Raw genomic sequence first — 21,724 nt, 5'->3', positions numbered from 1 at the left:
ATCGGCTGCGTGTCCCGGAGCGGGGCCGCTCAGCGGGACCGCGCCCGCTCGGGCAGCGGCGGCGACAGCGGGGTCGTCCGCCCACGCCGCGGCCAGGGCGCGCCACTCCGAACGGTCGGCGAACAGGTCGTTCAGCCGTCGCCGGGTCGCCTCGTCAGCGGGCAGCGTCGCTTGATCGCCGGACACCGCGCGCCGTGCCAGTGCCGCGATCACACGCGCTTGGGCAGGGCTGAAGCCCCACCACGGAGCGAAGACCTCCTCGACCAGCGCCGGGAGCACCTGCACCGGGTCCGAGGCGACGATGTGCAGCGCGTCGCCCACCCACTGGTGACCGCCGCGCGCGCCCTGGTGGACGGCCACCGGGGGAGGACGCGGCCAGGCCGGGTCCCAGTCGCCGCGAAGGATCTTCGCCGCGTCGATCAGCCAGATGTCCATCAGCAGCGCCTGGCGATCGAATCCGTCCGGCAGCTCGGCCAGCACCGCCTCCAGCCGGTCGGCCCACTGTGTCCGTTCGTGCTGCGACAGCTCCGTCGGGGGCGTCGAGGCCTGCACTCCGGCCGGCACACCGAGCGACGCGGACCGCGGAGTGGACGTCGTGCCGACCGCCGGTGGCAGGTTCGGCATCGCGGCGACGGTGAGGTCGTCGAGGCCGCCGGCGAGGCGGGCGGCGTCGGAGAGGTATGTGACGGCCTCGGTGGCGTCCGTGTACGCGGTGGTGTCGAGCTTGGCGGCGAGGTCACCCGCCGTGGGCAGGTAGCGCCAGAGGCCGTCGGTGGCCAGCACGAGCAGGCCCGCGACGCTGGGCCGGAAGGTGGTGACGGTCGGCTCCGGCCGGCGGTCGCCGGCCACCCAGCCGGTCATGGTGCCGCCGCTCGTGATGGGTCCGGGCCGGCTGTCGTCGCTGGTCAGCTGCGCGCCGGACAGCGTGGTGACCTCCGGGAGGTAGTACGCACGGGAGGTGCCGACGTGGATGATCGTGATCGTGCCGTCCGTGCCGTGGTAGGCGGCCACGTACGCCACGGCTCCGTGTCCCGTCTCGGGTGTGAACGCCTCGACCAGCGCCGCTGCGCCGGCGTCGTGGGCGGCACGCAGCGCCTCCTCGGGGCTGCGGCCGGCTCGGTCGGGCCGGACGATCTCGTTGTGGAACGCGATGGCGAACCGGTTGGCGGCGGTCGTCGAGTCGGGGTAGCTGAAGACGCCGTCGACCACCGCTGCGACGCGGTCGCCGTTCGGCAGGGTCACGATCGTGGCCGCGTCCTGGTTGGTGCGGTTGCCCCGGCCGCGGAGGGTGGCCGCGGCCACGCCGATGCCGCCGCGGATCTCGTCCCCGTAGGGGTGCTCGGCGAAGTCGCGATCCGGGATCACCGGCGAGTGGCCCACCGCCGGTTCGGGCTTCTTGCGGAAGAGATCCGGGTGCTCGGTGCGCAGGCGCTTGGCCGCCTTCCGGGCGCTGTCCATCACGGACCAGCCGCCGGCCGTCCGGAAGAGCTTGGTCTCCCAGGCGTAGTCCTCGTCGATCTCGTAGCGCGCCAGCGACAGCCGGGCCTCGTCCAGCACCCTCTCGCGCGCCGGGCCGGGGTGGAGGCCGTTCAGCCTCTTGCGGAACGCGTCGAGCTCCTTGGTGATCTCGCGCAACCAGTGCTCGGCGGCGGGCGGGAGCGGGTCGGCGCCAGGAGCGAGCGCTCGGTGCGCCTCGGCGGCACGCAGCGTCCGGTCGATCTGGTGCGGGTAGGACCCCACGGCGTCGAGCAGGGCGGCGGCGTCCTTGCGGGCCTCGGCGAGCGCGGTGTGGGTCACCACCTGGGTGCCACGCGCAGCGTGCAGCAACGTGATCGCCTCGTTCGGCAGCGATCCGACCCGCTGGTCGGCGAGCAGCCAGCTCGCACGCAGCACGCGGAAGTACAGGCGGTCGGTGGGGTCCGTCGCCCGCAGCAACGCCTGCAGCCGGTGGCGTTGCCTGCCGGGAACCACCGCATGACGCCAGCGCACCTCGAGCACGTCGCCGATGCGGGTGACGAACCGGATGGGGGCGGCGGGGTGGTCGGCCGGGAGCGGCCAGTCGCGCCGACCCGCGGAGTGCCGGAGCAGGTAGATCATCCCGGTCAGGCGCCGCCGCCAGATGCCGGCGTCGTCGATCCAGCCGTCGCGCCAGCGGCGGAAAGCCAGGTCACCGTTGTGCAGGATCTCCCGCAGTGCGCTGTAGGCGTCCTTCTCGGCCTGTGTGAGCGCATCCGGTCCGAGCAGTTCCGCGGTGAGCGGGGCGAGCTCGGCGCCCCCTGGCAGTACCAGCGGGTTGGCACGCACCGCGTGGCGCAGCCGGGGGCCGGCGGCCTTCCACAGCGTGGCCAGCGCCGGATCGGCGCGGTATCCACGCGCCGGATCGCCCTGCAGCGCCTTCAGCTCGGCCAGCGCGGCCAGAGCTTCGTCCCAGCCGGTACCGCCGTACTGCGCGACGAGTCGGGCAGCGGTGACCGGACCACCGCGGCCGGCGATCATCAGCAGTCGCTCCAGCAGGGTCGCGGGCGCCCCGTTCGGGGCGGTGCGGGCCGTGGCGGTGGCCATCGCGTCCGTCCAGCGCCGCTTGTTCCACTTCCGGTGCGTGGTGCTCAGCTCGACCTCGACGCCCACCAGGGCCGCCGAGCGCAGCAGCCGCATGGCGGCGGCCAGCTCGCGCTGTTCGCGCAGCCGCTGCACGGTCGCGCCGGCCTCCCGGGCGGCAAGCGCCCGCTGCTCGGTGTCGGCGGTCTCGGCGGCGCTGCGGCTGCGCTGGTCAGCCAGCTGGGCGACTGCTTCCAGCGGCTCCTTTCTCGGCTTGGACAAGCCCTGCAGCTCGAACTTCAGCGCGCGCAGCGCTGCCCGCGCGCGCCGGAGGTTGCGGTGCTCCGGCTGCTCGTCGTCCAGGTAGTACTGCTTGATCACCTCCAGCAACGCCCGACGTGGCCCGGCGAGGTACTCCGCCCGCAGCCGGCTCCGCTCCGTGACCTCCTGAGCCAGCCGCTCGGTCCAGATCCGGCTCGCCGCCGGCGGCGTGGCCATGCCTGCCTCCGCCAGGAGCGCCTGGCTGAACATGCGCTGGAACGTGACGATCCGGGCGTCGTCGGCACGGCCGTCCCGGCGCAGCTGCCCGGCGACCCGGTCGAGCGCGGCGGGGTCGGCAGCCAGCACCGGTGCCAGCAGCTTGATCGTCTCGACGTGGTGCTCCCGCCGCCGCGCGGCCGCACCCCGTTCCAAGCCGAGGGCCCGGCGGATCTCCGGGGTCTCGGGCAGCGGCTCCCACTCGTCGAGCGGCATGTGGATCTCTGCCGAGATCCGCTCCCACACCCGCTCCGCCAGTTGTTCTGCCAGGTCACGGTCCAGTGCCCCGTTCAGACCGAACCGCTCGAGCAGCGCGTCGAGATCCTTGCGGTAGTCGGCGGCGCGCTTGTGGAGCCGGTTGCGCCACGGCGACCACATCGGGCGGCTCGGGGAACGCAGCTCGCGCGAGCCGCGGTAGCCGTAATATCCGGCGCGGTGCTCGTCGGGGTCCCGGATCAGCTTCCCGATCGCCCAGACGGTCACCGCCGCCACGGCGAAGCGGGTGAGCAGCGCGGTGAGCGAGTCATGGGTGTCCACCCACGTCTTGCTCACCCAGGACAGGTTGATGGCGATCGCGGCCAGCCCCGCGAGCACCGGATCCATGGCCTTGCGGAACAGCAACCGGGTGTCCACCGGGGAGAAGTTCTTGTAGTCGAGCCAGCGGTAGAACAGGCGGCGCTGCCGGTCCCCGCTGCCCGTCGACTCGGCGGAGTTCTTCTGCTCCTGCTTCGCCTTGCGCTTCGCCTTCGGCGCCCTGAAGCGCCCGACCCAGTCGTTGACGTACTCCGCGATCACGGTGGGCGCCGCGTAGACGAGGATCGCCACCGCAACCGCGTTGACCAGGTCGGCCAGCGCCCCCGGCGCCACACCGCCCGCCAACCTGCTGACCACGAACGCCACGGCGGCCGACAGGGCACCAGAGACGACCGACTTGATCACCCTGGTACGGCCAAGGTCCTTCTGCTGCGCGATCGCGCCGGCGATACCCGCCCCGATGGCCATCGCGACCGGGACCAGCCACCACGGCAGGGTGGTCGACGCGAACGCCTTCGTGAGGCCGAGCCCGGCGCTGGCCACGTACGCGAGCACCGCCGAGACGGAGGCCGCACGCCGCGGGCGCGTCTGCATGCCCGAGCTCTGGTTGGCGTACTGCCGCCGCAGCACGTACCGGTAGACCAGGCCGGCCGAGACCAGCGGCACCAGCAGTGCTTTGATCCCGCTCAGTCCTGGCTGCTGCGAGAACACCGGCCACAGCACCGACCAGGCGTGCTCGACCAGGCCCCACACGGTAGGCCCGGCCATCCCTGCGGCCAGCCCGCCCGCCAGCCACACCCCGATCCGCGCACCGTGGGTGCGCAGCCCGCGGGTGAACGCCCGCCACGGCGGTCCTCGGGTCTGCCGTGGCGTCCATACCGCTCGGACGGCTGCGATGAGCCCTGCCGCCGCCACAACCAGCCCGATGGGGCCGGTCACGGCGCCCGCCCCGACAACCCCGAGCTGCACACCGCCCCAGAGGCCCACCCCCGCTCCGATGCCGAGTCCAGCCACTCCGGCCAGTCGCGGCCGTTGCCGCTCGGCCACCGGAACGTCGAGACCGAGCCCGGTCCGAAGCCGGTTCCGGTAGCCGGCCCAGCCCCGGCCCCGCGCGGCCCGGTCCAGCCGGCGATCGGCGCGCGCCTGCGTCACCCCGGCGTCGGCCACGATCCACCCGGCTCTGTCCCGAGCGCCGCCCAGTGCCCGCCCCGCCGCCTGGTGAGCGGCCCGGGCGCCCGCGAGACCCGGGAAGGCCTCGGCGAAGGCAGCCCCAACCGCCGCGACGGCCTGCTCGAAGTGGACGCCTGCGACAGGCTTGCCCGGCGGCGGGCCGACCTGAGTGGCGTCCAGCTCGCGGGCTCGCGCCACCAGCCGCCGCGCGGTCTTCTCCGGCACGCCGAGCGCCTTTCCGAGGCGCTGGAGCAGCTGTGCGTCGGGCAGCTCGGCCTGGTTGACGTCCGCCAGCCACCCGATCCAGCCGAGCTGCTCGGTGGTCAGCTTCCGCTCCGCCGCCCGCTGTTCGCGATGCAGCAACCGTGCGGTGCTGCCGGCCACGGCACGCAGCTGCGCCACCGCACGGACCTGCGAGCGCAGCACCCGCGCAGCCCGCCACCGGTCCACCCCTCGCTGCCCGGCCCTGCGCGTAGCGCCGAGAACGGCAGCTCCGGCGACACCCGCGGCGTGACGGACGGCTCGCCAACCGGCGACGATCCGGGCCCGGACTGCTCTCGCCGCGTCCCGCAGCGTCGGCGGGTGGGCCTGCAGCTCCGTGACCTGTAGGCGATTCAGGCCGGTCGCCCGGCGTACCGGGCCGGCCCGGACACCGGCGTTGCGGGCGGCGACGGCCGCGGCCCTGATCTGCTCGTCGTACCGGATACGGGCGGTGGCCGCCTGCCGGGCCGCCCCGTCCAGCGGAGCGAGCGCCTCGCTCAGCGCGGTGGAGCGCCGCGTCACCGCGTCCCGTGCGGCGCCGAACAGCTGCCCAGGCGACAGGCCGGTGTCGGCCAACACCTGCTCCAGTGCAGGAGGCAGGGAGACCTGTTCGGCGAGTGCCGGGTTCGCCAGCCTCGCGCGCACCCGCACGGCGTTGACGCCCAGGGCGTCGGCCAGCCCGTCGACGATCTCGTCGTCGGTACGGCCCATGCCACGCAGCTGCTCCGCGAGAACCGGCACCCAGCCCAGCCGCTCGCCGAGCTCCTGCTCGTGCCGGCGGACCGCCTCCTGCAGGAGGGCCTCGGCCTGTTCGGCGCGCACCAGCGGTACACGCGCGTCGGCCACCGTCTCGCGCAGTTGCTTGGCGGCCTTGCGCTGACCCGGCCACCAGACCATCCCCGCGGCCAGCACGCCCGGCTCGACGACGCCGTAGCGGACGGCGGCCAGGGACGCCACCAGCCCGCCGGTCAGGAGCACGACCGTCCACATGCGCCGGCCCGGGAAGAACGCGTTCCACCAGGGCGGGCCCCGCGAGCGCGGCTGCGGTCCGGCCTCGCGCGGCCCGGACGCCCGCGACTCGGCGACACCGTTCGAACCGGCAGGCGGGGTCGACCGCCGCTCCGGTCCACCGGCCACCGGGTTCGGGCCGCCGGTACCGGACCCCGGGCCGCCGCCGGACGCCGACGGACCCGAACCGGGCCCTCGGTCGTCGCCCACGATCTCGCGGACGCGCTGAGCGCTCAGGCCGCTGATTGCAGCGATGCGGTCGGGGCGCAGCCCGTCTCCGGCCGCTGCGCGAACCGCCGCCTCCAGCGTCGCCAGCCGCTCGGCCTCCCGCTCGACCAGCGCGCGCCCGGCCTGATCGACCTGCCCGGCCGCGTCACGCAGCCGCGCCTCCACCGTCGCCAGCTCGGCGGCCAGTCGCTCCTGCCGCTCCTGGAACGTCCCAGCCGGCTCGCCGAGCCCGGTCGCACCGGCAGGCGCGGTGGCGTCCGCGGCGAACAGGCGCACCTCCGCCGGGTCGATCCCCAGCATCCGGGCCACAGCCTCGTCCCGCTCCGCGGCCGACCGCGGATCGGCGAGTGCCGACCCGGGACCGTCGTAGAGCCATCGCGCTCCACTCCGCTGCAGCCGTGCCAGCTCGGTGTCGGTCGAGGCCACTCCGGCCCGCGCCACACCGAGCCCGGATCGGGCGTCCGCGACCGGGTCGTCCAGCCCCGACATGACCGAGCGCAAGGTACGAGCGGCCGCCCACCGCCTGCGTGTCGCGGCGATCGTCTCCCGCCGCTCCCGCACGACGTCCGTGATCCGACCGCGCGCATCACGCAGCCCACCCGGCACCTGGGCCGCCCACGCCCTGACCCGGCTCGACTCCCAGCGCGCCGTCAGCGCGGCGTGCCATCCGCGGACCGCGGCACCAACCGCCTGCCACCGCGCACGCGCGAAGTCCGTGACCCGGCCAGGCGCGTCACGCAGCCGCGCCGGCGCCCGCGCAACCCACGCCCCGACCCGGCTGGAGTGCCAGCGACTCGTCAGCGCCGCAGACCGGCCGCGGATGGTGCTCCAGTGTCTCTGCACCGCCCGCACACCGAAGAACGCGGCGACCGCGCCGAGCACGATCAGCCCACCGATGCGCACCGTCGTCCACGGCAGGCCCGGCCCGGGCGGCGCCCGCGGCGTCCCGACTGTGGTCGGGGTCGCGCTGGGCGTCGAAGTCGCACTGGGCGCCGGGCTCGTGCTCGGGGTCGGGGTCGCACTGGGCGCGGGCGTGGGGGTACCGCTCGGCCTGCCGGTGTCACCGGGCTTGCTCACAGCCGATGAGCCGGGGGCGACGAACCGCTCGCCGACGTCGATGTGATCGCGGCCGGCGACAGTGGGGAACCGCGTGCCCTGGGCGTCCGCCAGCGCGTCCGGCCCGATACCCCACCGCGCGGCGATCACCGTGAGGTTCTCGCCCCGCTGCACCGTCCACGTCCCGCTCCAGCCTGCGGGAATCCGCAGCCGCTCACCGGGCTCGATGTCGTCGCGGCTGGCAGCGGTCGGGAAGCGTCCGGCGTTCGCCGCGGCCAGCGCGTCCTCGGACACGCCGAGGCCGGCCGCCAGCCGGGACAGCACGTCACGTCGCTGAACCGTCAGCGTCTGGGGCACGGTCCGCGACGCGACAGAGGTACCGACCGCGGTGGCCGTGTCTGCTGACGCGGCCGCGGCGACACCCGCGACCAGCGGGGCGGCGATGGCCACCACGACCGCGGCGTGGACCGCGGCACGGACCAGACGACTCGTCAGACCGGTGGTGCGCTCAGCGGAGACCGACGCCGTCATGCCTCGGGCCGCGAACAGCACCGCACCCGCCGTCGCACCGGCCATGACGGCCGGCGTCGTGGCACCGGCTCCGGCCAGGGCCGGGACGCCGGTGAACATCGCGGCCGACAGCCCCGCTGCCGCCGCGACCATCCGGGCCGCCGCCGGCGGGCCCCGGATCCTCAGCGCCTGCGGGACGAGATGCAGCACCGCCGCGCTGACCCCCGCCGCCCCGAGCCCCGCGGTCATCACCGCCGCCGTGCCGGACGTGCCGAGGATCGCGACGCCTCCGCCGAGCAGGGTGAGCGCAGTCGCTGCCGCGCCCCACGCGAACACGGCGCGGTTGCGGTTGGCGGTGTCCTCCCAGGCCGCGTTACGCGGCGGCTGCGTGGCCCGCCAGGCGGCCTTCATCGTCGTGGGCAGCCCGGCCAGCAGCTCGGCTCGCGTGGCGCTGCCCCACGGCAGGCCGTGGCGGGCGGCAAAGCGGGCGAGGACCTTGTCGCCCAGCTCGCCGGCCAGCCCCGCCGTCATCATCGTCATGAGGGCTGCGCGGTCGCCCGCAGCGACGAACCGCTGCAGATCCCCGGCCACCGCGGCGGGCGCCCGATGCAGGAGCTGCCGGCCCAGCCGCTCCGCCCACACCGCATCTCGCACCTGCACGAACGTGTAGCCACGCTCGCGGTAGCGCTCCACCTGCGCGAGCTGCCTGCGCCCACCGCGGCTGCTCTCGGCGATCGTCCGGTGCATGTCGCCGTAGCCACGGGCCACGGCCGCGAAGTCCTGCAGGCCCGGCGGCGCGCCGAACGTGGTCAGCCACGGCGCCGTGTCACGTTCGGCGACCAGCTCGGCGCGCTGCCACTCGAGATCCCCACGCCGCGCCTGAAGGGCTGCCCGCTCCTCGCGCATCTGCGCGAGCTCGGCCACCGCCTGCTCGGCCTGGCGCTGCCAACTCACTTCCGGCCGCCTGCCGGGGTCGGCCACGGTCCCCCGACCGGTGGGCATGCCCGCCTTGGCCCGGATCACGGCGGTGTCGCGCTCGAACGTCCGGATCTTCCGGTCCAGGGACTGCTGCAGCCCGCCGAGATCGGCGAGCGCGCCGGAGATCTCGCCGAGCCGCTGCTGGTGACGTGCGGCGTCGGCCGCCGCGTACCACGCCTCGGCCCGCTGGGCGGGCGTGTACGTCGCCCACTCGGCCGCGCTGATCTCGCCAGGCCGGCGAGTCTCGGCGACCGAGAGGTTCCGCCCGAACAACCGGATGTGGGCCCTGCCGTCGACGTCCTGCAGTCGCCGGTCCCACACCGGGACCGGTCCCGTGCTGACGGTCGGGGCGACGGGCGCGGACGGCAGTGGAACGGCTGGTGGCAGCTGCGCGGATCCCGGGTCTCCTGGAGCCGCCGGCCGGTCCGGAGACGACGACTGCCGATCGGCCGCCGGGCGCGCCCCCACACCGTCCGGTCCGAGCTCCGTCGCGGCTCGGGCACCGGCCGCCACGGGACCCGCGCGCGGCACGTCGAGCACCGTGTCGGCGACCGACCGGACGCCGGTCGCACCGTCCGCGGCAGGCGTCGGGCGCGAAGGCCGCTCGAGCACCCCGGCGGTCGGGTTGCCGGTCTCCGTCGTGGTGCGCGGCGCCGGGGCTTCGGTTCGAGCGCGTGCCGGTCCGAGAGGCCCGTCGGGCGCGGATCTGGCAGCGGTTGCGGCTTCGACCGCGACGTGCGGCGATCTCACCTGCGGCACGTGGGCCGCTGCGCCCTGCGTGTGCGGGATCAGCGAGTAACCGACCACGGCGCTCGTCATGACGACCTTGACGAAGAACTCCTTCGCCGCGGCCTTCACGTTGTGCCAGCGCACCTGTCGCACGCCCGCGGTCGGTGCTTCGGGCAGGCGTTCGCCCATCTCCGCAGGCGCCTTGCGCACCGGCGGGTCAACCCCAGCGCGGCCCGCGGCACCGCGCGGCAGGTCCAGGTCGAACAGCCCGGGTGAGTCGAGCGCGGCACGCTCGCCCGCCAGCTGGTGTCGTAGCCCGTCCAGCTGTGTCTCGAGCGCCTCGATGCGTGCTCCGGCCGCGGCCGTTGCACTGCGGTCGCCCAACGCGGCCTGGATCTCCGACAGCCGGGCCTCGACCGCCGCCATGCGCTGCGCACGGCTCACCTCTCGCTGAGGCGAGACCTCGACACGCTGCACGGTGACGCCGGGCGCGACGTCGACCGGCGGTCCGACCTCACGGTGGTGCAGGCCGGGAACGTCGGTCGCGCCCAACCCGCGGGCGTCCGTCGGTTGCCGCAGCCGGTCGAGCTCGGCCTGGAGCCGGACTCGCTCGGCGTTCAGCTGCCGGTTCGTCGCGACGTCCTGTCGGACGGCCTCCCCCTGCTCCGTGCGCGCATCCCGCAGCTGGGACTCCACGTCGGTGACGCGTCGCTGGAGGGCCTCGACGCGGGCGGTGCTCCGCTCGGGGCGCGCCACGATCTCGATCGTGACCCGCGAGCCACCCGGCGTCTCAAGGGTGTATCTGGTCCCCGGAGGGGGCAGGTTCAGCTCGCCCGCGGTGGGGTCCGGCCTGGTCGGATGCCCGTCCCGGGTCGGAACGGGTGACGTCTCCTCCGGCTGCAGGCGGGGGCCGGCGCTCGTGCCCGGCTGCGCTGGGAGCGGATCGGAGCCGCCGCCGGAGCCTTGTGGTCGAGCTCCGCCGGCTCGCTCGCCGGTGGGCACCGCAGGCGACACCGGCTGGCTCTGGTTGGTCCCGGGCCCGCGCGGGGACGGCTCCTGACCGGGCCCCTGGCTCTGGCTCCGCGAGGCTCCGGTGGGGTCGGTGGACCGGTCGACCCCGCGTCGGGAAACAGTGCCGTCGCCGGTCGGCGCAGCGCGGGGCCCGTGGGCAGCGCTCATCTCGCCGGTCGGCGCCGTCCGCGCACCGGCCCGGTAGGTGCCCACCGGCAGCGTCCCGGTGGCACCCCGGTACGAGGCGGCGACGTCATCGGCCAGCGGGGAGAGGTCGGGCAGCGAGTACAGGTCCTCGTTCGCGCGTCCACGGGAGCTGAGCCCGTCGGTCTGGTGGCGAACCAGGTCGGCCAGCGCGTCAGGGGCGAGGCGCCCGTCCCGCAACGCACCCATGACCTGGGCGTCGACGTAGATGCGGCCGCCGCGGCCGAACATCACGCCGTCCGGCGCCCCACCGTTCGCGGTGACGTCGCGGTTGAGACCCTCGACCACGCACACGCCGCGGCAACCCGCACGGGTGATCTCCCGGGTCGACACCCCGCTCAGCTCGGCCAGCTGCGCAGGCGTCAGCTCCGCGATCGGCGTGCTGCGTGCGAGGACCTGGTCGGTGGCGGCCCGTTGTGCGAGGGAGACATCCGCCCCGGACAGGAGGGCCGGCCTGCCGCGACCCATCCCGCCGCGCAGGACCTGCTCGGTGAGGACGACGTCGTGCGCCTTGGCAATCCGGTTCTGCCGGATCCTGTCAGCCATCCCGCGGCCCGCGACAAGGTCGGGCGCGGTCGGCCGCCCGGCCGCGGTCGGCAGATCGATGCCACGGGCAGCGAGCGACGCGTTCTGACGGGCCGCCTCCACGTCCCTGGGGTTCGCGACGCGACCGAACGGCAGGCCGAGTGTGCTGTGGGCGCGCACGGTGCTCAGCAGGCCCGGGATGCGCACGGGATGGGCCGCGGTGACGCGCTCCCTGATGGAGCCGATGTGGACAGTGCGGCCGAAGATCCCGCCCTGCTGGATCACGCTGCCGGCGCGGGCCGAGGTCTCGAGCGCGCTCCCGACGCGTCCGAGCGTGCTCGCCCCGGCCATGTGGTAGATCCCGGCGGCGGGACGGCCGTTCTCGACAGCTGCCACGCCGCGGGCCCGCAGGGCGGCGGAACCGGCGGCCGCAGCCCGTGCAGCCGGTGCGATCGCGCCCTTCGAGACCCCTCCGACAAGAGCCCGTCCCGCCGCGAAGTTCAGCTTGTAGGGGGCGAACGCGATGTTGCCCGTCGCGTTGGCAACCCGGAACGCCCTACTTGCGGCAAGGTCCAGGGTGGGCGCGGCACGTGCAGCCATGCCACGCGCGGAGGTCACTGCACCACGCAGCCCGGTGGTCGCGGCCGTAGTGGCGGCGACAGCGCCTCCGGCCTTGGCCCCCATCGAGACGGCCTTGACGACCACACCGGCCCCGAGGGCGACCAGCGACACGGTGCCGACGTCCTCGAGCGTCGTCGACACCGGGGCGAAGTAGTAGTCGTCCCCGAGCCTGTCCCAGTCACCGCCGTCGTCCAGCCAGCGGTCGTAGAAGTTGACCGCGCTCTGGGCGATCCCGCCGGTGAACGGCCGGTTCTCCGCATACCCGCCGAGACCGTCACCCCACTCATCCGCGGTGACCCAGCTCTTCAGCTCGGTCCCGACCGAGGTGACCAACCCTGGCACCGCGTGCACGACGACCGAGCCGCCGTCACGGCCCAGGTTCTTGAAGAACCCTCCGACGGACTTCTTCGCATCCACATCCAGGACGCCGTACTTGCCGCCCAGTTCCTCCACCCACGCCTCGCCGCACGGCGATGCGTTCGAGCACTGCGTGCTCTCCTCCCGGCCCGGCGCCTTGGAGTGCAGGTTGAGGGTGCCGCCGTCCTCGACCTCGCCCCCGGACCGGGCCGTCTTCGGGGAAGCGAATCCGAAGCACATCCCGCTGTCGGACGAGTGGCAGTCCGAAAGGGTGTCGCGGTTGGAGTCGACGTGCGTGCGGAACTCCCCTGAGCAGCTGCTGGGGCTGTTCGAGTCGCTGCAGAACCCGGACGCCACCGCCTGACCCTGCCGCTCCTGATCTCCACCAGCGGCGAACGCACTCACGCTCAACGAGCAGGTGCCGGCTTTCGCCTGCCCGCAGCTCTTGTCCGACGCGGCGTTGTTCTTGCCCGACTCGTGATCTGCTGATGCCTTCCCCGAGTACGAGCAGCTGACTCCCTCGGCGCCCTCACACGAGGAAATCACGTCGACCTTGTGCTGCTCGGCGTCGACCGTCACGCTCGCCACCGTCGAGCACTCACCGGAGCCGGCCGCACCGTCGGAGCAGGTGGCGCGGGCCGTGCCGCTCAGCCCGCCGTCTTCACCGGGGGCCTCCCGCGTACCGCCTGCCGAGGAGCTGTACCTGCACGCCGCAGCGCCACCGTCCGCACCACTGGCCTCGCACCCGGCGCCGGACGCCACCTGCTCCGGGACGGTCGTCGGGCGCGGCTGGAAACATCCACTCGGGCTGGTGCACTTCGGGGGGTACTTCGTGTACTCGGCCTGGTACTTGGCCACCGACACCGAGGAGCAGCTCCCGCCCCCGCCCGGCTGCACGCAGTCGGACTTGCCGGTCCCGGTCACCTTGCCGTCCGGCGACTGCGCCCACGCCTCGGTGTGGGTCTCCGAACGCGAGCACACCCCGCCGTCCGCAACAGAGCAGTCGGTGAACGCCTCGACCCGCCCGGTCTCGGCGTTGTAGGCCACCGACCCGGTCAGCGAGCACGTCCCACCGGCGCCGGCGCAGTCGGCGACGGCGCGGCCGGTGTGCTTCGCGTCCTCGCCCTGCTGCGTCACCTCGCCCGAGACGTGCGCCTCCTGGGTGCACCCCGCACCCTTCGGGTAGCAGCTGGTCTCCACGTTCACCCGCGCCGGGACGAGAACCTGCTTGCCGTCCTTGCCCTGCTCGTACTTCGCAGGGACGTACTTGAACACGCCGGAGACCGAGCACACACCCGAGGTCTTTGCACAGTCGGCGCGGCCGTTGCCCGACACCTCGCCGGCCGTCGGACCGTTGGGCGTGGCCTGCCCCGGTCCGGACACCTGACCCGTGAAGTGCGACTCGGACTTCGTGCACGTGCTCGCGCCGCCCCCCGCGCAGTCGGCGTAGGCGTCGATCCGCCCTGTCTCCTGGTCGAACGCACCGCCTACGACCGTGGAGCACCAGCCGGTGGTGCCCCCACACTGGGACGTCGCGGTGCCGGTGATCTTCCCGTCGGGAGAGGCGATCTTCGCGTCCGCTCGCGAGGTCTGCGTACACGACCCGCCGCCCTCGGTCTCGCAGCCCGTGCCGATCACCAGCGTCGGCGGGACCGGGTTGCCCTTCGCGTCCGTGCTCGCCGGCTCGTACTTCGCCACTCCCGCGATGCCGCAGGAGCCGACCCCGCCCGAGCAGCGCACCTGGCCCTTCCCGGTCAGCTCCCCGTTCGGCGACGCCGCATCGATGTCGATGTTCGCGTAGCGGCTGCAGGAGCCGCCCTTGGTCGCGCAGTACGACGTCAGCTCGAGCTTGCCCGTCTTCGGGTCGTAGTGCGCCGTCGAACCGGTGCCACAGAAGCCACCCGCCGCGCCCCCGCCGGAACAGTTCCCGCCCGAGTCACCGCTGATCCCCGGTCCCGACGCCGAGGACGCCGACCGCGTCGCATAGTGCGTGGAGCACGCCCCGGTACCCGAACACCCGGCCTGCGCCGTCGCGTGCTCGGCGTCGACCTCCACCGTGGCGTACGAGCCACAGGACCCACCCGAACCGCCGCCCGAGCAGTTCGCCCACGCCTCGCCGTGCTGCCCGCCCACCGTCTTCGACGCCTCGGCGTGGCTCGAGTAGGACACAGAACAGTTCGCCGCGCCCGAACAGCCCGCCGACGCGTTCGCGTAGCCCTTCCCGGCGCGGGCCTGGGCCCACACCGACAGCCCGCCGCCGCCCGGGCCCGAGCCCCCGCCCGAACCGCTCGCCGAGGCGCGCGCCCAGCTGCGATGCGTGCCGTCGTCGTAGGACGCCGAGCCCGACGCACTGGCCGAGTACGAGTAGCGGCAGTTCGCCGCGCCCGAACAGGACGCGCCCGCCGACGCGTACCCCGGACCCGCCGACGCCTGCGCCGACACCGATACCCCGCCGCCGCCCTGGCCCCCACCGCCGGAGCCCGACGCATTGGCGTACGCACGGTTGCTCCCGTACGCGGCCGACGCCGACGCCCGCGCACTGTAGGAATGGCGGCAGTTGGCCGCACCCGAACACGACGCGCCCGCCGACGCGTACCCCGGACCCGCCGACGCCTGCGCCGACACCGCCACCCCACCGGCACCCTTGCCTCCCCCGCCCGAGCCGGACGCACTCGCGCTCGCCCGGTTGCCGCCGTACGCGGCCGACGCGGACGCCCGCGCGCTGTAGGAGTGGCTGCAGCCGACGCCGGCGCTGCCGGTGCAGGACGCCGAGGCCTGCGCGCTGCCGGGCCGCACCGACACCGCAGCGCTGGTCGCGACGTACCCGCCGCCGACCGTCCCCGAGCCCGACCCGGACGCGTGCGCACGGGCACTCGCGCCGCCCGCGGCGCCGGAGGCAGAGCTGCTCGCCCGGTAGCTGTGGGAGCAGTTCGAACCTGCGCTGCCCTGACACGCCGCCGCGGCGATCGCCCCGCCGGCGTCGGTCTGCGCCGAGGCACTGGTGGCGCACCATCCGCTGCCGGCCCCGCCCGAGCCGCCGCAGCGGGCGTTCGCCGCGGCGCGGTTCCCGGCGGTCCGGCTGCTCGCGCTGCTCGTCGAGGAGTAGCTCTGCCGGCAGGTCGAACCGTCGCCGCCCTGGCAGGCGGCGGACGCCTCCGACCCCTCAGCGGTGGCGCCCACCCCGCTGGCGCCCGTGCACCGGCCGCCGGCGCCGGCCGTGCAGTCGGTTCGGGAGGCGGCCTTGTTGGTGCCGCCCGGCGCGGCCGCCCGGGCGCGGCCCTCGGTGTGGGTGCGGCACGCGATACCGATGCAGTCGGCAGAGACGTCGGCGGCGCCGTCGGTGGCGTTCCCGCTGGTGCCGGCCTGGCAGATGCCGGCCGCTGCGCAGGTCGCGTTCGACGATCCGCGCACTGCCGGGCCACCGACGGCCGTGGTCGCGCTCGACGCGCGGGTCGCACAACCGGTCGCGGTGCCGTCGTCACAGGCCGCGGTGATCGAGGTGGACGTCGCGGCGGACCGCTCGCCCGCCTTCGCGCCCGGCGCGGTGGTCGAGGTCTCGGTGGTTGCGAGGATCTGCGCCTGGCACGCGGTGGTGCCGTCGCAGCGGGTCTCGCCGTTGGCGGTGCTGCGGCTCTGCCGGCCGTCCGGCCCGGCGACGGCCGTCGTGGTTCCGGTCGCGAAGCCGGTGCAGCCGGCTTCCGGGCAGACGACCTGCGAAGCGGCCTGACCGGCACCCGAGACGCCCGGGATCGGCTTCGCCTTGTTGCCCGTGCCGGTGGTCCGGCCGGAGTCGCGCTGAGCGGACGCGGTCGCGTCGCTCGCCACCGCACAGCCGCTCTCGCCGGCAGCGCAGCCCGCGGTCGTCTGCGTACGTCCCGGTGTGCCGTCCGTGCCGCCGGTCGTGACCGCAGCACACCCGATACCGGCGCACTGCGCGCTCGCGCCGGACTGCGACAGGGTCGCCGGCGCGTCCGTGACCGGCCGTGCGGCCAGGTCGGCGGCCTCGGTGGCGGCCTGGCGTGCCTCCTTCGCTGCCTGGGCAGCGTCGGTGGCGGCCTTCTTCTGCTCGTCGGTGGCATCCGCTCGGCTCACGACACGCGCGGCGTCGGCGGCTGCCTGTTCCGCCTGCTCGGCCTCGGCGGCCAGCTGCTCGGCGGTGGTGTTCTGCTTCTCCGCGATGATGTCGGCCACGACCTGGCCGGACCCCGCGGAGGAGTCGGTCTGGACATGGCAGCCGCTCTGGTCACTCGTGCAGCTGCCGCTGGAGCTGGTGGTGCCGGTCGCCGGAGGACCGCGCGCCCCGCCGGCCCCGTTCAGCGTGTTCGGGCCGTCGGTACCCGACGCGGACGTCCGCGCGGTGCCTGTGCAGGTGCTCCCGCTGCCGGCGCAGTCCATGGTGGCCGAGGCCATCGTCCAGCTCGACGCGCCCGGCACGGTCGGGCCGCCGGAGTTCGCGCTCGAGCCCGGCGCCACCGGTGCCGGCAGCGTCGCCGGCTGGTCCTGCCCCTCCGGGCCGCCCTGCTGCCGGTCATCCTGCTGCTGGTCTGCAGACCGGCTCGACTCGTCGGACGGGCCGATGCTGCCTTCGCTGACCGTGGCGTTCGCCGTGGAGCGGGCATGCACCAGCGGCGCGATGACGTTCGCGTCCGGGCCGGAGGAAGCGCCCGAGTTCGTCACCGCCTGGCAGACGCCACCGGCGACGCCCTCGCAGGTGCCCTCGCTGTGCGAGCCGCGGGGGTCCGGCGACACCGCCGGATCGGTCGCGGTGGCCTTGCTGGTCACCTTCCCGTCGCAGCCGGTCTCACCCTCACAGGTCAGCGCCGCACCGGCGGCCGACGCCGCGGACGGTCCCGGGGTCAGCCTCGAGGTGTTGACGGGCTTCGGGTCGCCGTTCGCGTCCACCTGCGGTTGGCCGCCGGCCAGCGCCAGCGCGGCACCGGACCCCGTCGAGGCGGTCGACACCGACCGCACGTCGCAGCCGCCCGTGCCGCCGTCACAGGTCGCGCCACCGGTCGAGACGCGCGGCGCGCCGCCGTTGACGGCGCCGTCCCAGGCCTCGGTGCGGGTGTTCACCACACCCGAGCACCCCGCGTCCGCACACTGCAGGCTCGCGCTCGACGACGCAGCGGAGCTCGGGCCACTGGTCGGCTGTCCCGCGACCGGCAGTCCGGTCTCCGGGTCGACCACCACGAAGTCCGGGGCGGAGGACGCGGCCGACGTGGCCTCACCGGCACAGCCGCCGCCCGTGACGGTGCAGTCCGAGGTCGCGCGCGTGCCGCGGGCCTGCGGGGACACCGCCGTGTCACGGGCACTCGTCGAGCTCGTCGCCGTGCCACCGCAGGTGCCGTCCACGCCGTCGCAGCGCACCTGCGCCGAGGCGTGGGAGACGCTCACCGGGCCGGACACCGCGGTCACACCCTCGGCGGCATCGGCCGGGTCGCGGTCGGCGACCGTCGTGTCGGCAGCAGCGGAGCAGTTCCCGCCCGCGCCGTGCACCGTGCAGCTCGTGGTGGCCGTGCTGTCCCGTACGCCGACCACGTCGCCCGCGGCGGCTCCGGTCGTCTTGCTGGTGGCGGCACCGCGGCACTCGGCGACGGCGCAGTCGGCCTGCGCCCCGGCCGTGCTGGACGCCGCCAGCTCCCGCTCGGGCGCGCCGTCCGCGGCGGCCCGCGAGCCGTCGGTGCGGGCGGCGGTGTCGGTGACCTCGGAGGCCGACTCGGCACCACAGGTGCCGGCCGTGGTCTCGCACGCCGAGGAGCCGCTCGTGGTCCGCACTGCCTGCTTGGCGCCGGCAGCCGCCGCGCCGGTGACCTCGCCGTTGGTCATCGTGGCGGCCTTGCCCGTGCAAGCCGGGGCGTCGCCGCAGTCGACGTTCGCACTCGCCGTGCTGCTGGCGAAGCCGTTGCCGTCGGTCGTGACGGTCGGCGCGGCATCGTCGAAAGAGGCCGACCGGACGTCGCCCTGCTCGTCGGTGGTGCTGCCGACCCGGGTGCCGCTGTCGGCACGGCAGTCGCCGCCTGCCGCCTCACAGGTGGCCGCGCCGTTGCTCGCGCGCTCGGCGCCGGCCGTCAGGCCCTTCGCGGTGCCAGTGGTGGTGGCCCGCCCGTTCCCTGTGCAGCCGGCGCCATCGCAGTCGACCTCGACGGCCGCCGTGCTCGAGCCACCGGCATCCCGGTTTCCGGCGGTGTCGCCGCGGCCCGAGCCGGACTCCGTCGAGCAACCCCCGCCAGTCACGGTGCAGTTCGCGGTGCCGGTGGTGGTCGCCTCCGGCGCGGCCGGCTTGGTCGCAGCCGTCGTGGCCGGCTTGGTCGCAGCCGTCGTGGCCGGCTTGGTCGCGGCCGTCGCGGTGCCGGTCACGGCGCGCTCGGTGTCGGCCCGGTCGGTCGCACTGGTGGTGGAGGTCGCGCGGCCGGTGCAGCCGGTCGCCCCGTCGGCGCACCGGGTGTCGGAGCGCGCCTGTGCACCTTCGTCCGACCGGCGGTCGCCGACGTCCACGGAGCTGGACGTCCCGCAGCCCGCGGCAGCCGCCTCACAGTGCGCGGTGCTGCTCGCCCGGCGAGTGTCCTCGCCCTTCACCGTGTTGTCCTGTGCCGCCGTGTTGTCCTGTGCCTCCACTGTGGAGGCGAGCCGGACGTCCGCCCGGTCGGTCGCCGCGCCGGAGCTGGAGGTGTCACACGCCCCGGCGCCGGTCGCGCACCCTGCCTCGGCCCCGCCGGAGTCGGCGTAGGTGTTCGTGTCGCACCGACCGGTGCACGAGGCCGCCGCCGCGGTCTTCTCCCGTTTCACCGTCGCCGGCGCGTCCGCGTCCTCTTGGGACGGGCCGCTGCTCTCGCTCTGGCAGGCCCCGCCGCCGGTCCTGCAGGCGGTCGAAGACCCCTCCGGCGTCGCGCGGCTGCTCTGCCCGCACTCGGACACGTCACCCGTGCACCGCGCGGAGGCGGTGTTGACAGTGCCGTCCTCGGCACGGCTCGACGTGCTGCTGCCGCAGCCCTGGTCGGCGCCGGAGAGGGTGCAGGAGGCTGAGCCCTTGGACTCGCCCGACGAGGTCGTCACCCCACAGCCGGACGACACCCCGGCCAACGCCACACACCGATCGGAGTCCTTGGCACCGTCGGCGCTCTTACTCACCGAGCCGCACTCGACGAACGCCCCGCTCGACCCGCACCCCGCCGCCGAACCCTCACCACGAACACGGCTCGGCACCGAATCCGACACATCGTTATCGGTCGCGGCCATCAACTCGTCGGTGGCCTCGTACACCTCATCGCGCTGCGCCTCGTACTTCGCGACGTTCTGCGCATGGGCCTTCTTCGTCACCGTCCCCGCGGCGACCTTCTTCTCCTCCGCCGCCAACTGCTTCTCCGAAGCGGTCAGCGCACGATGCCCATCAACAACCTCATCAACCAGCTCAACCCGATCCGGCGACAGCTCCGCGCGATCCGCAGCGACCTGCTTCACCAGATCCTGATGCTTCTTCTCATCCTTCGCGTACGCGGCCTTGGTCACCTCACCCGAAGCAACCTTCTTCTTTTCCGCCGCCAACGCCGCCTTGCTCTGATCCACCTTGATCCGGCCCTCGAGCACCTGCTCGGTCTGCTCGGCCGAATCGTCGTAATCCTGCCGCTCGCCAAACCGGCCCGCCGAATACCGGTCGTCAGCCTCATCCGAAGGCGGAGCACGCGACCCCACCGCCGACGACACACCCGCCCGCAACAACGCCGCCTCGGTACAACCCCGGGCACTCCCCGCCGCACACCCCACCGGCGACGACTCCGTACCCCGCACCACACCCGCGGCCTTCCCCGCCGCAGCCGTCTTCCCCGCCGCAACCGTCTTCCCCGCCGCAACCGTCTTCGCCACCGCCTTCTTGGCCGCCGTGGCTGTCTTCCCTGCCGCGGCGGTCTTCGCCGCCACGGTCTTGACCGCCGCCGCCTTCCCCGCTTCCGCCGCCTTCCCCGCCGCCGCGGACTTCGCCGCCACGGTCTTAGCCGCAGCCGTCTTCGCCGCCGCCGCCGTCTTCCCCGCCACGGTCTTGACCGCCGCCGCCTTCCCCGCTGCCGCCGCCTTCCCCGCCGCCGCCGTCTTCGCCGCCACGGTCTTAGCCGCAGCCGTCTTCGCCGACGCCGCCGTCTTCCCCGCCGCCGCAGTCTTCGCCGCCGCCGCCGTCTTCCCCGCCGCCGCAGTCTTCGCCGCCGCCGCCGTCTTCGCCGCCACGGTCTTAGCCGCAGCCGTCTTCGCCGCCGCCGCCGTCTTCCTCGCCGCCGCGGTCTTCGCCGCCACGGTCTTGGCCGCCGCCGTCTTTGCCGCCACTGCCGTCTTGGCCGCGGCCGCTGTCTTGCCTGCCGCCTCCGTCTCGTCCGAGGCGACCGTCTTCTCCACCGCCGGCTTACCCGAGGCGACCGGCTTGCCCGTCGCGACCGGCTTCGCCCCCGCCCGAGGCGCCGCAGCACCGGCCGCGACACGATCCGCCGCCGCACCCGTGACGGCCTGGACACTCGTCCCCGCGGCACCGGAACGGGCCAGCTCTGCGGCTGTTCCCTTCACGGCCTTGGCCGCGGCCGGGCCATCGACCGCCTTACCCCCCGCCGCAGCCCCGACACGCTTCGCCACACCCTCGAGGTCCTCCCGCGCGGTGGCCGATGCCTTGTCACCCGGCTTCACAGAAGCCTTTCCACCCTGCGCAGCCGAGGCCGTACCCGCCCTCTTCTCGACGGTCTTCGTCTTTACCGCCTTCTTCGGCGTCGCCTTACCCGCCGCCGCGATCGTCGACGCTGCCTGCTCGGGCGTTGCCTTCTTCGCTACCGCAGCGGCGTTCTCGACCCGCAGATTCGTCGCCCGGGGAGCATCGCTCGAACCCGAGGCACCAACCTGCCCGCCAGAATTCTGCTCCGACTCAGAGTTCGACTTCTGGGCGGGCTTCGTGTCCGACTTCGACTTCGGGGCCGGCTTCGAGTCCGACTTCGACTTCGGGGCGGTCTTGGGGGCCGACTTCGACTTGGGAGCCGCCTTCGGCTCCACCTTCTCGCCGCCGGACTTCTTCTCCGACTTCGACTCCGCCTTCGGCGCCGACTTCGACTTCGGAGCCGCCTTCGAATCCGACTCGGGGGTTGCCTTCGCCTTCGGGGCCGGCTTCGCCTTGGGAGCCGGCTTCTCGCTGCCAGATTCCTTCTCGGACTTCGAATCCACCTTCGAGGCCGACTTCGAGTCCGACTTCGACTTGGGAGCAGGTTTCGAGTCGGGCTTAGGCTCTGCCTTCGCCTTCGGAGCCGACTTCGAATCGACCTTCTTGGTACTGGACTTCTCCGACGCCGACCCGGACTTCGCGCTCGACGACTTCGCACTCGACGACTTTGAACCAGATTGCTTCTCGGGCTTGCTCTCCGACTTCCCCGTCGACTTCCCGGAACCAGAAGAACCTGAAGAACCCGAACCACTACCACCCGCAGATTTGCTTTGA

The 21,724-nt window shown here is 74.2% G+C and carries 2 protein-coding genes (1 of these 2 cut by a window edge); one reads left to right on the top strand and one right to left on the bottom strand.

Annotated elements, in window-relative coordinates:
- On the bottom strand, positions 1-20,928 hold the 5' portion of the coding sequence (locus ACQPZQ_RS06330) for a LysM peptidoglycan-binding domain-containing protein (protein WP_433292953.1). Its footprint begins 8,100 nt before the window's first position; the window shows 20,928 of its 29,028 coding nt (coding positions 1-20,928); it begins with the start codon at positions 20,926-20,928; its stop codon lies beyond the left edge, outside the window.
- Here ACQPZQ_RS06330 and ACQPZQ_RS06325 point away from each other — a divergent pair.
- A complete protein-coding gene (locus tag ACQPZQ_RS06325) occupies positions 20,900-21,724 on the top strand; it encodes a hypothetical protein (RefSeq protein WP_433292951.1) in 825 nt (274 codons plus the stop codon). The two genes, ACQPZQ_RS06330 and ACQPZQ_RS06325, sit on opposite strands and share 29 nt — an antisense overlap.

The sequence above is a fragment of the Pseudonocardia sp. CA-142604 genome (assembly GCF_050948475.1).
GTDB classification, from domain to species: domain Bacteria; phylum Actinomycetota; class Actinomycetes; order Mycobacteriales; family Pseudonocardiaceae; genus Pseudonocardia; species Pseudonocardia alaniniphila.
This window is presented reverse-complemented; position numbering and strand designations above follow the sequence as displayed.